The sequence below is a fragment of the Sphingomonas antarctica genome (assembly GCF_965137005.1).
Lineage (GTDB): Bacteria > Pseudomonadota > Alphaproteobacteria > Sphingomonadales > Sphingomonadaceae > Sphingomonas_O > Sphingomonas_O antarctica.
On record NZ_CBCRXM010000007.1, the window covers coordinates 126076 to 139061 of the forward strand.

Genomic DNA, 12986 nt, shown 5'->3' on the forward strand with positions numbered 1-12986 from the left:
TCCGCCGGAGCGACGCTTAGAGGTCGATCGTCTCGACGGTGACGCGGTCATTGGTGAAGACGCAAACCTCCGCCGCGATCGCCATCGCCTTGCGCGCCAGCGTTTCGGGATCGGGTTCGTAATCGACCAGCGCGCGCGCCGCGGCCAAGGCATAATTCCCACCCGAACCGATCGCCGCGATCCCGCCTTCGGGCTCGAGCACATCGCCATTACCCGTCAGCACCAGGAGCACTTCCTTGTCGGCGACGATCATCAGCGCTTCGAGGTTGCGGAGGTATTTGTCGGTCCGCCAGTCCTTGGCGAGCTCGACCGCCGCACGCAGCAACTGCCCGTGATGCGCCTCGAGTTTCTTCTCCAGCCGCTCGAACAACGTGAACGCATCCGCCGTCGCCCCGGCAAACCCGGCAATCACCGAGCCGTCGCCCAGCCGCCGCACCTTGCGCGCATTGGGCTTCATCACCGTATTGCCCATCGACACCTGGCCATCGCCGGCGATGACGACCTTATCGCCCTTGCGGACGCCCAATATTGTGGTGCCGTGCCACCCGATCTTGTCGCTCATGACCGGAATATGGGAAGCGCCGTGGTGCGGATGCAAGGGGTAGGGACTCTCCCCACCCTGCTTGCTTCGCAAGCTGTCCCTCCCGCAAGCGGGAGTGACGTCGGATTCAGCGCCGCCCTAGACGTCACTCCCTTCAGGGAGGGACAGGCGCGCAGCGCCAGGGTGGGCCGAGTCCCCCTAGCTCCGCCCGGCGAACATGAACGCCGCAGCCCCCATCAGGCACGCGAACGCCCCGGCATGCCGCCACGTCAGCGGCTCGTGCAGCACCACCACCGCGAACACGCCGAATACGATCAACGTGATCACTTCCTGCGCGATCTTGAGCTGCCCGCCGCTCCACCCGTGGAAAAAGCCGATGCGGTTGGCCGGCACGGCCAGGCAATATTCGAACAGCGCGATGCCCCACGACGCGAGGATCACGCCCCATAACGGCGCGGTCGGGAATTTGAGGTGCCCGTACCACGCGATCGTCATGAACACGTTCGAACAGACCAGCAGCAGGATCGGCAGCAACGTCATCCGCTCAACCGACCCAGGCGGCGACCTCGCTCGCCACCTGATTGGCGGCCTTGTCGATCGCCGCTGCGCTGTTGCGGGCGTCGATCGCGCCGACGGGCACGCGTGCCTCGAACCGGCGGCTGGCCGAGGCCTCGACCCCGCGCGTCAGGATCGCGTCGAACGTCACGACCGCCTGGCCCGTGGTCGCATCGACGCCGAACGCGATCAGGCTGCCACCCAGGCGCTGGCCCGGATCGACCGTCGTCTGGCGCGCATCGAGCACCAGACGACCGCCCTTGGCGCGCAACGCTTCGGCCAACAGCAACTGGAATTGCCGCGCCGGCGCCTCGATCCAGCGCGCATCCTTCACATAGGCAAACGCGTTCGGCCCCTCGTAAACCGGCACCCGCTGCCCGGCGAGCGCGGCGGCAGCACTTGGCGTGATCACCGTGATGCTGCGCGCCGGATCGATCGGCACACCGGTGTTCGGCTGAACCACCGGCGGGGTCAAAGCGAGCAACTGCTTGGGCGGCTTGCCCCCGAACGAACAGGCGGCGAGCGCCAGTGCCGGAAGCGCGGCGATCAGGGCTTTGGTCATCACTTACGTCCCTTATAATCGGGTAGCTTGGGCTGGCCGAGCAGCCCGGCGGCGCCTTCGGTGTCGAGCCGGTTGGCAACGTTCGACAGGCTTTCGGTCAGCGCGCGCAGGTCACGCGTCGCCTGGCCGATTTCGGGCAGGGTGTTCTTGCTGAAGTTCTGCACGCCGGGGCGCGCGTCCTTCAACGTCGCGTCCAGCGTCTGCATCGATTGGTCCGCCGATTGCACCGTCTTGCGCAGATCGCCGAGCAGCGGGTTGAGCTGCCCATTGGTCGAATCCGCGAGGTTGCCGATCTTCTGGATCGCGTCGCCCGCCTGGCGGATGGCGATGCGCGTGTCGGCGACGGTCGCGGCGATTTCCGGCCCGCGATCGGCCAGCGCGTGCGACAGCCGGTCGGTGTTGGCGAGAATGCCGGTGATCGATTCGCGGTTGGTCGGCGACAACAGCTTGTTCAGCCGGTCGGTCAGTTCGGTGACGTTCTGCAACAGTTTCGGTGCCGAATTGAGCAACGCGCCGAATCCACCCGCCCGGGGTGGAATGACGGGAGCGCCCGCCGGCCCTTCGGCAGTGATCGGCGGCGCACCCTTGACCGCGCCGTCGAGGATGATCGTCGACGGACCGGTAAAGCTGCCCTGGATCAACGCCGTGGTGCCTTGCAGCACCGGCGTGTCGTTCTTCACTTCGATGCGCACGCGGACGAATTGCGGGTCGTTCTTCCACAATTCGATTTCGGTGATCTGGCCCGACGGCACGCCCGAAAAACTCACCGCGCCGCCCTTGGCCAGCCCGTCGACCGACTGGGTGAAGAAAATATCGTAAGGCTTGGTATTGCCCTTGGTGTTCCCCGCCAGCCAGACGATGAACACCGCCAGCGCGGCGAGCAGGGCGAGGACCACCGCACCCACCAGGACATTGTTCGAGCGCGTTTCCATCAGGCGTCCTCTTTATCCGGGGCGGCAGTCTTGGCGCGCTGCGCCGCACCCGTCGCGGCGCGTCCGCGCGGGCCGTTGAAATATTCCTGAATCCACTCATGATTGGTTTTCAGGAGCTCGGGGATCGTCCCCACCGCAATCACCTTTTTGTCCGCCAGCACCGCCACGCGGTCGCAGATCGCGTAAAGCGTGTCGAGATCGTGCGTGATCAGAAACACCGTCAGCCCCAGCGCGCGTTGCAGCTCCAGCGTCAGATCGTCGAACGCCGCCGCGCCGATCGGGTCCAGCCCGGCGGTCGGTTCGTCGAGGAACAGCAATTCGGGATCGAGCGACAACGCACGCGACAGGGCCGCGCGCTTGACCATCCCGCCCGACAGTTCGGACGGATATTTCGGCCCCGCATCGGCCGGCAGTCCCGCCAGCTGGATCTTGTAGGCGGCGAGGCTGTCGAGAAACGGCTTGTCGAGCTGCGGATAGAATTCGCGCAACGGCACCTGGACATTTTCGGCGACGGTCAGCGTCGAAAACAGCGCCCCGCCCTGGAACATGATGCCCCAACGCTTGCGGATCGCCAGCGTCTCCTCGTCCGACATCCCGACCATCGGCTGGCCGAGCACCTCGACTTCGCCCGACACCGGCGTCTGCAGCCCGATGATCGAGCGCATCAGCACCGATTTGCCCGTGCCCGAACCGCCGACCACGCCCAGAATCTCGCCGCGCCGCACATCCAGATCGAGATTTTCGTGAATGATCGTATCGCCGAAACAATTGTTCAGCCCGCGCACCTTGATGGCGATATCGTCGTCGCTGGGTTTGCGCGCGGCCATCATGCCCAGCCGATCGCCGTGAAGAACACCGCAAAGAACGCGTCGAGCACGATGACCATGAAGATCGCCTGGACCACCGCCGCCGTCGTGCGCAGCCCGACCTGTTCGGAATTGCCTTCGACCTGCATCCCCTGAAAACACCCGCTGAGCGCGATGATCGCGCCGAACACCGGCGCCTTGGTCAGCCCGACCCACAAATCGGTCATCGGCACGACTTCGTTGATCCGCTGCAGGAACGTGATCGGCGGGATGCCGAGGCCGACCCAGCAGAACAGCCCGCCGCCGAAGATCGCGACGATCATCGCGTAAAACCCGAGCAGCGGCATCAGGAACGTCGTCGCGATCATCCGCGGCAGAACCAGTGCCTCGACCGGCGACACGCCGATGGTGCGCAGCGCCGCCACCTCCTCGGTCAGCTTCATCGTGCCGATCTGCGCCGCGAACGCCGACCCGCTGCGCCCCGCGACCATGATCGCGGTCATCAGCACGCCGAGTTCGCGGATCGTCAGCCGCCCGATCAGGTTGATGGTATACACCTCCGCGCCGAACTGGCGCAGCTGCACCGCGCCCTGTTGCGCGATGACGATGCCGATCAGGAAACTCATCAGCCCGACGATCGCCAGCGCATCGACGCCGACGACTTCGAATTGCTGGATCGTCGCATGCCCGCGAAACCGCCGCGGATTGCGGATCAGCGCGCCCGTCGCCATGACGATCGCGCCCAGAAAACCGAGCAGTCCGATCATCGTCTGCCCCGTACGGATCGTCGCCGCGCCCATCCGGTCGAGCGCCAGCACGAACGCACCGCGCCGGTCGGGGCGCATCTTGACCGGTTTGTCGGCGGCGGCGACGCGATCGATCAGGTGCGTCGCTTCTTCGCTCGCCCCCTCCACCTTGGCATCGTTGTCGGCGGCGGCGCGATGGACCAGCCACGCCCCGACGGTGTCGAGCCGCCCGACCTTCGACAGATCGATGGTGTCGAAGCCGCTAATCCCCTCCAGCCGCTTGGGCAGGTCGCCGATCCGCGACAAAGCGAGATCGCCCGAAAAGGCGAGCGTGCGCCGCCCATCGCGATCGATCTGCTCAAAATCGGCGGCGGCGCTCATCGCGGGGAGACATGCGCGAAGAAATGAGGCACGGCAAGCACATGCCGGAAACGCCGCAAGAGCAAATTCGCCTCGCCATTTACGACATGGACCGCACGGTGACCAAGCGGCCGACCTACACGCCGTTCCTGCTCCACGCCGCCGCCCGGCGAAATCCGCTGCGTTTGCTGACGCTTCCCGTGGTCGGATTGTGGATTCTGGCCTATGCCGCAAAGCTGATCGACCGCACGCGGCTGAAGGAAATGATGCAGTGGATGCTGCTCGGCGCGGCGATCCACCCGCAACGGCTGGCGACCGTCGTCGACAGTTTCGCCGACAAGACCGCGCGCAACAACGTCCGCCCCGGCGCGGCCGAGGACCTCAAGCGCAACAAAGCCGAAGGCTATCGCCTGATCCTCGCCACCGCTTCCTATCGCCTTTACGTCGAAGCGATCGCCGAGCGGCTGGGCTTCGACGACGTCATCGCCACCAACAGCCTGATCGGCCTCGACAAGCGTATCATCGCGCGGATCGACGGCGAAAATTGCTACGGCCCCGGCAAGATGCGGATGGTGGAAGCGTGGTTGAAACGCGAAGGCATCGCCCGCGAAAACGCGCATATTCGCTTCTATTCGGACCATATTTCCGACGCGCCGCTGCTCGGCTGGGCCGACGAAGGCTTTGCGGTCAACGCGCATGCGTCGCTGCGGCATTTGGCGCGCAACATGAAATGGGCGGTGGTCGATTGGTAGGGGCAGTCCGCCGCACCTCACATTGACCCCACACCCCGAATCTGAAAGACATAACCAAACGTCGCGAGGAGTTTTGATGACCGACGACAGCGTAGTTCCGGTCGGTGATCGGCTGCGCGGGCTGCGCGAGGCGCAGGGCCTCGATTTGTCGGATATCGCCGCACGGACACGCATCCCGCTGCGCCACCTCGCCGCCGTCGAGGCCAGCGACTATGCCGCCTTGCCGTCGCAGACCTATGCTCTCGGCTTCGTCCGCTCCTACGCCCGCGCGGTCGGCGCCAGCGACACCGAGCTTGCGGCCCAGCTCCGCGCCGAACTCGGCCGCGAACCGCTGCCTGAGCCTGGCCGGCAGACATACGAGCCGGTCGATGAGGCGCGGCTGCCGTCGAAACTGCTCGCCTGGACCGCCCTGGTCCTCGCGATTCTGGTCGTCGGCGGTTACGCCTTGTGGCGCAGCCAGCGAATGGGCGGCGATTATGCGCTCGGCACCCCGGTCGAAGCCCCCGCCACGCCGCCGGTCACCAAGACCGCCGCCGCGCCGGTTTCGTCCGCCGCGGGCAAAGTCACGCTGACCGCCACCGCGCCGGTCTGGGTCAGGATCAGCGATGGCGCGACCAACCTCGTCATGCGCGAACTCGCCGTGAACGAACGTTACGACGTCCCCGCCACCGCCGTCGATCCACGCATCCAGACCGGCAAGGCCGAGGCGTTGACCGTCACCGTCGACGGCAAACCCGTCGCGCCGCTCGGTCCGCCCGCCAAAACCATCAAGAACGTGTCGCTCAAGGCCGCGGCACTGACCGCCGCACCATCGGGCCCGCTCGTCGCCGCACCGGTTGCCCCGAACATAACAAGCGCCGATAACGCCGCCTCCCCTGCCCCAGCACAGTAGAGTTATCGTGACCCTCAAAGCCCTGATTCTCGCGTCCGCGCTCGTCGCCACCCCGCTGCTCGCCCAGGCGAACCCGACGCTGGACCAACGCGTCGGCAAGGTCGAAAAACAGCTCAAGGCGGTGCAACGCAAGGTGTTCCCGGGGGGCGAGCCGATCGAACCCGACACCGCGCCCGCCGCCACCACCCCCGATGGCGCCCCCGTCCAGTCGCCGATCGCCGACCTCACCGCGCGCGTCGACGCCATCGAAAAAAGCCTCGCCGCGCTGACCGGACAGGTCGAAACGCAGGGCAATCGCCTGCACATCGTCGAAGACCAGTTGAAGGCCCAAACCACGCCCGCGCCCGCCCCCGTCGCCGCGACGGACACCGAAAGCGCGCCGGTCAGCGGCAACACCGCCGAGACCGCACCGCCGCCCGAGCCGGTCATCACGCCGGTCCGCCGTCCGGCGGCGACCGTCCCGGCCTCGCCCAGCGCCACCGCGGCGGGCGCACGCACCGTCGCCGCGCGCCGCGCCGCCGTCTCGGCCGTGGAAGTCCCCGCGACCGGCGACGCCGCCGAGGACATGTATTCCTACGGCTTCCGCCTCTATCAGGCCCAATTATTCCCCGAAGCCGAAGCGAGCATGAAGGACTATGCCGCCAAATATCCGCGTGGAAAGCGGATCAGCTTCGCGCGAAATCTGCTCGGCCGCGCCTATCTCGACGACGGCAAACCCGCGCTCGCCTCGATGGCGTTCCTCGACAATTATCAAAAAGACGCGAAGGGCGAGCGCGCCGCCGAAAGCCTGTCCTGGCTCGGCACCGCCCTGATCCGCCTCGGCAAGAAACCCGACGCCTGCCGCGTCTATGACGAATTCGACGACGTCTACGGCGCCAAAGCCGCCGCCGACGTGCGCCAACGCGTCACCCGAGGCCGCAGTGAAGCCGGCTGCACCAAATAGTCTGTCAGTCGAGCGCTTCCGCAAGGATTGCGAAGCGATGACTGTCCCCTCCCACCCGGGAGAGGCGACTCGGCCCCAGCCGAGCGGGGGTGGGCAGAGCACAGCCACGACCGAAGAACACCCCCGCCTCGCCCTCGCCATTTCCGGCGGCCCCGACAGCGTCGCGATGCTCCTCCTCGCCCACGCCGCCTTTCCCGGCCGCGTCGAAGCCGCCACCTGCGACCATCGCCTGCGCCCCGAATCCGCCGCCGAAGCCCGCTTCGTCGCGAACCTCTGTGCCGAACGCGGCGTCCCGCACGCGACGCTCAATCTCGATCTGCCCGCCACCGGCAATGTCTCGAACAACGCCCGCCAGGCCCGCTACGCCGCACTCGAAGACTGGCGCGCCACCCGCGGCCTGACCCACATCCTCACCGCGCACCACGCCGACGATCAGCTCGAAACCGTCATCATGCGCCTCAACCGCGGCGCGGGTGTCGGCGGCCTCGCGGGCATCCGCGCGGTCAACGGCCATGTCGTGCGCCCACTACTGGGGTGGCGCCGTAGCGAACTCGCGCAGATCGTCTCGGACGCGGCAATCACACCCGTCGACGACCCCAGCAACCGCGACGACCGCTACGACCGCGCGCGCCTCCGCAAAATGCTGGCGGATGCGGACTGGCTCGACCCGCTGGCGGTCAGCCGCTCCGCCGCCGCCTGCGCCGAAGCCGACGACGCCCTCAACGGCGTGGACGACCGCGAGCTCACCCGCCGTAGCGTTCTCGCCGAATTGCGCGCGGTCGAACCAAACCTGACCCCGCGCGGCGACCAGCTCGACGCGCTGATCGCGGCGCTGGAAACCGGACGAACCACCACTCTCGGCAATGTTCTTTGCACCGGCGGGAATGAGTGGCGCTTCACGCTGGCCCCACCGCGTAAATCTAGACGTCACTCCCTTTAGGGAGGGACAGGCGCGCAGCGCCAGGGTGGGGAGAGTCTTCCCCCGTCCAACACTTCACACTACAGCCCCCGCCATGCACCCGGTCCGCATCGCGCCCTCGATTCTCAGCGCCGATTTCGCCAAACTCGGCGAAGAGGTCCGCGCGGTCGACGCCGCCGGGGCCGACTGGATCCATGTCGATGTGATGGATGGGCATTTCGTGCCCAACCTCTCGATCGGACCGATGGTCGTAAAGGCCATCCGCCCGCACACCCAAAAACCGCTCGACGTGCATCTGATGGTCTCGCCGGTCGACATCTGGCTCGATGCCTTTGCCGAGGCCGGCGCCGACCACATCACCGTCCATCCCGAGGCCGGCCCGCACATCCACCGCACGGTCCAGCACATCAAATCGCTCGGCAAGATGGCCGGCGTTTCGCTCAACCCCGGCACGCCCGCGAAAATGCTCGACTATCTGATCGACGATATCGATCTGGTGCTGGTGATGAGCGTCAATCCCGGCTTCGGCGGCCAGCATTTCATCACCAGCCAGCTCCGCAAGATCGAGGCGATCCGCAAGATGATCGACAAATCGGGCCGCGACATCGCGCTCGAAGTCGATGGCGGCATCGATCCCGAAACCGCGCGACAGGCCATCGCGGCGGGCGCAGACGCACTCGTCGCGGGCACCGCCACCTTCAAGGGCGGGCCGGGGTATTATGCGGCGAACATCGCGGCGTTGCGCAATGCTCTGCCCACCCCGCTTGCTTCGCAAGCTGTCCCTCCCGCAAGCGGGAGTGACGTCGATTAACGCGCTTACCTAGGCGTCACTCCCTTTAGGGAGGGACAGCTCGCGCAGCGAGCAGGGTGGGCAGAGCTCCAATCTTACTCAAAAAAGCGACCCGATGACCGACACCATCCCCATCCGCCGCGCCCTCCTCTCGGTCAGCGACAAGACCGGGCTGATCGACCTCGCCCGCGCGCTCGCGGATGGCGGCACCGAACTCGTCTCGACCGGCGGCACTGCCAAGGCGATCCGCGACGCCGGCATCGCCGTCCGCGACATTTCCGACCTCACCGGCTTCCCCGAAATGATGGACGGCCGCGTCAAGACGCTGCACCCCCATGTCCATGGTGGCCTCCTCGCGGTCCGCGACAACCCCGAACACGTCGCGGCGATGGAGCAACACGGCATCGGCGCGATCGACCTGGTCGTGGTCAACCTCTACCCCTTCGAAACGACCGTCGCGAAGGGCGCCGCACGCGACGAGGTGATCGAAAATATCGACATTGGCGGCCCGTCGATGGTCCGCTCGGCGGCCAAGAACCACGCGCATGTCGCCATCGTCACCGACCCCGAAGACTATGCGTTGGTCGCCACCGGGACCACCAGCCTCGACGACCGCCGCAAGCTCGCCGCGAAAGCCTATGCTGCCACCGCCGCCTACGACTCGATGATCGCCAGTTGGTTCGCCTTCGCCGATCAGGGCGAGTTTTTCCCGCCGACGCTGCCGATGATCCTCGAACGCCCGCAAATCCTGCGCTACGGCGAAAACCCGCATCAACAGGCCGCGTTCTACCAGCATCGCGGCCCCGCCTTGCGCGGCATCGGCCAGGCCGAACAGGTTCAGGGCAAGGAGCTCAGCTACAACAACCTCAACGATGCCGACGCCGCGCTGCAACTCATCGCCGAATTCCGCGACGGCCCGCCGACCGTGGTCATCGTCAAGCACGCCAACCCCTGCGGCGTCGCGACGAGCGAGACGTTGCTCGAGGCGTACCAGGCGGCGCTCGCCTGCGACACCGTCTCGGCGTTCGGCGGGATCATCGCCGTCAATCGCCCGCTCGACGGCGCCACTGCCGAGGCAATGACCCATATCTTCACCGAAGTCGTCGTCGCCCCCGCCGCAGACGACGCCGCCAAAGCCGCCTTCCGCGCCAAGAAAAACCTCCGCCTGCTCCTCACCGGCGACCTGCCCGATCCAAAACGCGGCGGGTTCGAGGTCAAGGCGATCGGCGGCGGCTGGCTGGTCCAGACGCGCGACAACGGCGTCCCGGCAGACCTCAAAGTCGTCACCAAACGCCAGCCGAGCGAACAGGAACTCGCCGACTGCCGCTTTGCCTGGACCGTCGCCAAGCACGTCAAATCCAACGCCATCGTCTACGCCAAAGACGGCGCCACCGCCGGCATCGGCGCGGGCCAGATGAACCGCCTCGAATCCGCGCGCATCGCCGCCTGGAAAGCGCGCGACGCCGCCGAAAAAGCCGGCTGGCCCGAACCCCGCACCCTCGGCAGCGCCGTCGCCAGCGACGCCTTCTTCCCCTTCGCCGACGGCCTATTGGCGGCGGTCGAGGCCGGCGCGACGGCGGTGATCCAGCCGGGCGGGAGCATCCGCGACGATGAAGTCATCGCCGCGGCCGATGAGGCCGGCTTGGCAATGGTATTCACCGGGATGCGGCATTTCCGCCATTAAAGTGCCTAACGCCGCTTGAAGATATAGGTTGTCCGGCAGAGCCTATCGCCACAAATCGTCAGCTCGGTTCCGTTCTGAGAGAATGACAGCGGGCCCGGATCGGGATCGTCCTGCACGACAATGTGTCCATCACTCACCTGCACGCGCTTGCTAGGATAGGCGGTCAGTCCAAATTTCATGTTCTCAAGATCGAAGGCGGCTCTTCGACCATCGGTAATGATTGAACCATCGCGCAATATGATCGAGTCGCAGCAGAGATTTGAATACGTGCCATTGACCGACGAAGTAGACGGCACATGGGCACGTGTGACGCTGTACCACGCCAACATACACAAAATCAGGATAGGCGCTGCCATTCGTTGAAGCTCTGCATTGGTGATCATTGCTCCGCCGCCTTCCCCCGAAACAACGCCCGATCCTCTTTCCCGAACCCGCGCCGCCATACCAGATAGCCATAGCTCCCCAATATCGCCGGAATCCCCGCCGCCAGTTCCAGCCACTCGAGATGGTGCGGCAACCGCGTCACCGCCCACCCGACGATGATTGCCAGCGCGGTCGCGGGGAGCAGCGCCCAGCGCCACCCGACCACCGGCACGCCCAGCAATTTGCGCAGGAACCGCGCCTTGGCCACCGCCGCGAACCCCAATGCCACGATCAACCCCAGCGCCGGTCCCGCCGCCGAAATCCGGTCGTCGCGGAAATTGGGCGGCGTCTCGATCTCGGTCTCGACCACCGCGCGCAACAGATAGATGAACGCCACCGACAGCGCCAGTTGCAGCCCGATCATGATCAGCGAAATGCCCAGATTGCGCTTGGGCGCGATGTAGATCAGCGCCGCCTCGCTCACCACCGCCGTCGCCGCCACCGCCTCCGCCGCCAGCAAAATCGCCAGCGCCGCGGTGCCGCCGACGAAGGTCTTACCGACCAGCCCCATCACCGCCTCGCCCGGGATCGCCAGCGCCAGCGCGATGCCCAGCTGCGCGGCGATGATCCAGAATCCGACCTGGCGCACCTGCCGGCCCACGGCGGCCTTGTCGTCCTCCGCCAGTTTCTGCGTGATCACCGGCCCCAAAATCGGATCGAACGTCGTCTTCAGCTTCTGCGGCAGGCTGGCGACCTGTTGCGCGACATAATAGATCCCGACGATCGACGGCGCGAAGAACCAGCCGAGCATCGCGATATCGATCCGCCGGCTGCCCCATTCGCACGCATCCGCGCCCGCCAGCGGCAGATTGTCCCGTGCCAGTTTGCGCAACCGCCGCGGCTCGGGCTTCCACCCGCGCGGGATGCCGTAACTGCGGATCAACGGGACCAGCGACGCGATCAACGCCGCCGCCATCGACAGGACATAGGCGATGATCAGCCCGTCACGCAGCGAATACCAGCTCAGCGCGAACGCCGCGATCGAGATCACCCACGGCTCCCACAATGCGCGCGCCCTGACCGTGGCCCCCACGTCGCCGCGATAAGCGAGCGCCGCCAGCGCAATGTCCGACCCGACCCAGCCGAACACCGTCAGCCCGATCAGCCGGTCCATCCCGTTGATCGCGCTGTTCGGGAAAATCACTTCGGGAAACGCGATCAGCAAACCCGCCGCGACGCTCGCGCCGATGAACCCGATCAGCAGCGCGTCCCACACATCGCACGCCGGATTGCGCTCGCTGTTCGCCAGCTGCTGCGCCAACCCGCGCTTCAGCCCCAGCGTCGCCAGCTGCGCGGTAAACTCGACCGCAATCGTCGCATAGGCAAACCGCCCCAATGCGTCCGCCCCATACCACCGCCCGGCGATGAACAAAAACGGCAACCGCGCGGCGAGGCGCAGGACGAACCCGAAAAAGCTCGTGCGCCCCCCGCGTGCGAGTTGGGCGATGTCGTCGTCGGGGGTGGCGGTGGCGGTGGTCATCGAGACACCCCACCCTGCTCGCTTCGCGAGTTCGACGCATTGCGTCGAACCCTCTCTAAAGGAAGTGACGTCTGATGATGCACTTCCCCTGACGTCCTTCCCGCTCGCGGGAGGGACCGGCGCGCAGCGCCAGGGTGGGCCGAGTCCCGCAATGCCACCTCGATCGCTCGAACCACCCCATCCAGATTGCGCGTTACCTCGTCATTCGTAAACCGAACAACCCGGTACCCCTGCGCCTCGAGAAATCCTGTCCGGCGCGCATCGTAATCGACCGTCAGCTCGTGGCTCTCGCCATCCACCTCGACGATCAAACCCTGCTCACGACACACGAAATCCGCGACGAATGGCCCCACCGGAATTTGCCGGCTGCACTTCGCCCCCGCACATCGACGGCTCCGCAAATATCGCCACAGCAGATCTTCGGCGGGTGTCGGCATGCCGCGCAAGGTCTGTGCAAACCGCGTCGGACGAGGATTGTCGCGGCTATACACGCGAACTCTCCCCACCCTGGTCGCTGCGCGACCTGTCCCTCCCGCAAGCGGGAGTGACGTCGAGGATAACCGCAAAACCAGACGTCACTCCCTTTAGGGAGGGACAGGCG

15 protein-coding genes are annotated in these 12986 nt (G+C 66.3%); 6 read left to right on the top strand and 9 right to left on the bottom strand.

Annotation, left to right across the window (positions count from 1 at the left end; translation table 11 throughout):
- Positions 1-16: 16 nt before the first annotated feature.
- The 6 genes from hslV to ACM9ME_RS09480 form a co-directional block, all read right to left on the bottom strand.
- Positions 17-562, bottom strand: a complete 546-nt coding sequence (hslV, locus tag ACM9ME_RS09455; protein WP_415643209.1) for an ATP-dependent protease subunit HslV — start codon at positions 560-562, stop codon at positions 17-19.
- Between the two features lie 177 nt (positions 563-739).
- Positions 740-1081: a DMT family protein gene (locus ACM9ME_RS09460; RefSeq protein ID WP_415643210.1), complete on the bottom strand. Its 342-nt coding sequence runs from the start codon at positions 1079-1081 to the stop codon at positions 740-742.
- A 4-nt stretch (positions 1082-1085) separates the two neighbouring features.
- Positions 1086-1658 (bottom strand): ABC-type transport auxiliary lipoprotein family protein, encoded by a 573-nt coding sequence (locus ACM9ME_RS09465; RefSeq protein WP_415643211.1) that lies wholly within the window; start codon positions 1656-1658, stop codon positions 1086-1088.
- On the bottom strand, positions 1658-2590 hold the full coding sequence (locus ACM9ME_RS09470) for an MlaD family protein (RefSeq protein ID WP_415643212.1): 933 nt from the start codon (positions 2588-2590) through the stop codon (positions 1658-1660). Before ACM9ME_RS09470 ends, ACM9ME_RS09465 begins: the two co-directional genes overlap by 1 nt.
- Positions 2590-3417 (bottom strand): ABC transporter ATP-binding protein, encoded by an 828-nt coding sequence (locus tag ACM9ME_RS09475; protein ID WP_415643213.1) that lies wholly within the window; start codon positions 3415-3417, stop codon positions 2590-2592. Before ACM9ME_RS09475 ends, ACM9ME_RS09470 begins: the two co-directional genes overlap by 1 nt.
- Positions 3417-4523 (bottom strand): ABC transporter permease, encoded by a 1107-nt coding sequence (locus ACM9ME_RS09480; RefSeq protein ID WP_415643214.1) that lies wholly within the window; start codon positions 4521-4523, stop codon positions 3417-3419. Before ACM9ME_RS09480 ends, ACM9ME_RS09475 begins: the two co-directional genes overlap by 1 nt.
- 11 nt (positions 4524-4534) lie before the next feature.
- Here ACM9ME_RS09480 and ACM9ME_RS09485 point away from each other — a divergent pair, with 11 nt between their 5' ends.
- The 6 genes from ACM9ME_RS09485 (at position 4535) to purH (ending at position 10482) form a co-directional block, all read left to right on the top strand.
- Positions 4535-5254, top strand: a complete 720-nt coding sequence (locus ACM9ME_RS09485) for an HAD family hydrolase (RefSeq protein WP_415643215.1) — start codon at positions 4535-4537, stop codon at positions 5252-5254.
- Between the two features lie 76 nt (positions 5255-5330).
- Positions 5331-6146, top strand: a complete 816-nt coding sequence (locus ACM9ME_RS09490) for a helix-turn-helix domain-containing protein (RefSeq protein ID WP_415643216.1) — start codon at positions 5331-5333, stop codon at positions 6144-6146.
- 7 nt (positions 6147-6153) lie between these two features.
- Entirely contained in the window at positions 6154-7089 is a 936-nt protein-coding gene (locus tag ACM9ME_RS09495) for a tetratricopeptide repeat protein (RefSeq protein WP_415643217.1), read from the top strand.
- 37 nt (positions 7090-7126) lie between these two features.
- The gene (gene tilS / locus ACM9ME_RS09500; protein WP_415643218.1) at positions 7127-8029 is read left to right on the top strand and encodes a tRNA lysidine(34) synthetase TilS; all 903 of its coding nucleotides are present in this window, start codon (positions 7127-7129) and stop codon (positions 8027-8029) included.
- Between the two features lie 73 nt (positions 8030-8102).
- Complete coding sequence (rpe, locus tag ACM9ME_RS09505; protein WP_415643219.1) at positions 8103-8819, top strand: ribulose-phosphate 3-epimerase; 717 nt, start codon at positions 8103-8105, stop codon at positions 8817-8819.
- A gap of 94 nt (positions 8820-8913) precedes the next feature.
- Positions 8914-10482, top strand: coding sequence for a bifunctional phosphoribosylaminoimidazolecarboxamide formyltransferase/IMP cyclohydrolase (gene purH, locus ACM9ME_RS09510; protein WP_415643220.1), 1569 nt, complete (start codon positions 8914-8916; stop codon positions 10480-10482).
- 5 nt (positions 10483-10487) lie between these two features.
- Here purH and ACM9ME_RS09515 read toward each other — a convergent pair whose 3' ends face one another.
- From ACM9ME_RS09515 to ACM9ME_RS09525, 3 genes are read right to left on the bottom strand one after another with little or no spacing between them, the layout of a single operon-like run.
- Positions 10488-10865 (bottom strand): hypothetical protein, encoded by a 378-nt coding sequence (locus ACM9ME_RS09515; RefSeq protein WP_415643221.1) that lies wholly within the window; start codon positions 10863-10865, stop codon positions 10488-10490.
- Positions 10862-12385: a lipopolysaccharide biosynthesis protein gene (locus ACM9ME_RS09520; protein ID WP_415643222.1), complete on the bottom strand. Its 1524-nt coding sequence runs from the start codon at positions 12383-12385 to the stop codon at positions 10862-10864. Before ACM9ME_RS09520 ends, ACM9ME_RS09515 begins: the two co-directional genes overlap by 4 nt.
- On the bottom strand, positions 12382-12891 hold the full coding sequence (locus tag ACM9ME_RS09525; protein WP_415643223.1) for an endonuclease domain-containing protein: 510 nt from the start codon (positions 12889-12891) through the stop codon (positions 12382-12384). Before ACM9ME_RS09525 ends, ACM9ME_RS09520 begins: the two co-directional genes overlap by 4 nt.
- Between the last annotated feature and the right edge of the window lie 95 nt (positions 12892-12986).

Bases quoted from the DNA above. Each gene is read 5' to 3' on its own strand.
- hslV (WP_415643209.1), bottom strand. From the start codon at position 562: ATGAGCGACAAGATCGGGTGGCACGGCACCACAATATTGGGCGTCCGC.
- ACM9ME_RS09460 (WP_415643210.1), bottom strand. From the start codon at position 1,081: ATGACGTTGCTGCCGATCCTGCTGCTGGTCTGTTCGAACGTGTTCATG.
- ACM9ME_RS09465 (WP_415643211.1), bottom strand. From the start codon at position 1,658: ATGACCAAAGCCCTGATCGCCGCGCTTCCGGCACTGGCGCTCGCCGCC.
- ACM9ME_RS09470 (WP_415643212.1), bottom strand. From the start codon at position 2,590: ATGGAAACGCGCTCGAACAATGTCCTGGTGGGTGCGGTGGTCCTCGCC.
- ACM9ME_RS09475 (WP_415643213.1), bottom strand. From the start codon at position 3,417: ATGGCCGCGCGCAAACCCAGCGACGACGATATCGCCATCAAGGTGCGC.
- ACM9ME_RS09480 (WP_415643214.1), bottom strand. From the start codon at position 4,523: ATGAGCGCCGCCGCCGATTTTGAGCAGATCGATCGCGATGGGCGGCGC.
- ACM9ME_RS09485 (WP_415643215.1), top strand. From the start codon at position 4,535: ATGCGCGAAGAAATGAGGCACGGCAAGCACATGCCGGAAACGCCGCAA.
- ACM9ME_RS09490 (WP_415643216.1), top strand. From the start codon at position 5,331: ATGACCGACGACAGCGTAGTTCCGGTCGGTGATCGGCTGCGCGGGCTG.
- tilS (WP_415643218.1), top strand. From the start codon at position 7,127: ATGACTGTCCCCTCCCACCCGGGAGAGGCGACTCGGCCCCAGCCGAGC.
- rpe (WP_415643219.1), top strand. From the start codon at position 8,103: ATGCACCCGGTCCGCATCGCGCCCTCGATTCTCAGCGCCGATTTCGCC.
- purH (WP_415643220.1), top strand. From the start codon at position 8,914: ATGACCGACACCATCCCCATCCGCCGCGCCCTCCTCTCGGTCAGCGAC.
- ACM9ME_RS09515 (WP_415643221.1), bottom strand. From the start codon at position 10,865: ATGATCACCAATGCAGAGCTTCAACGAATGGCAGCGCCTATCCTGATT.
- ACM9ME_RS09520 (WP_415643222.1), bottom strand. From the start codon at position 12,385: ATGACCACCGCCACCGCCACCCCCGACGACGACATCGCCCAACTCGCA.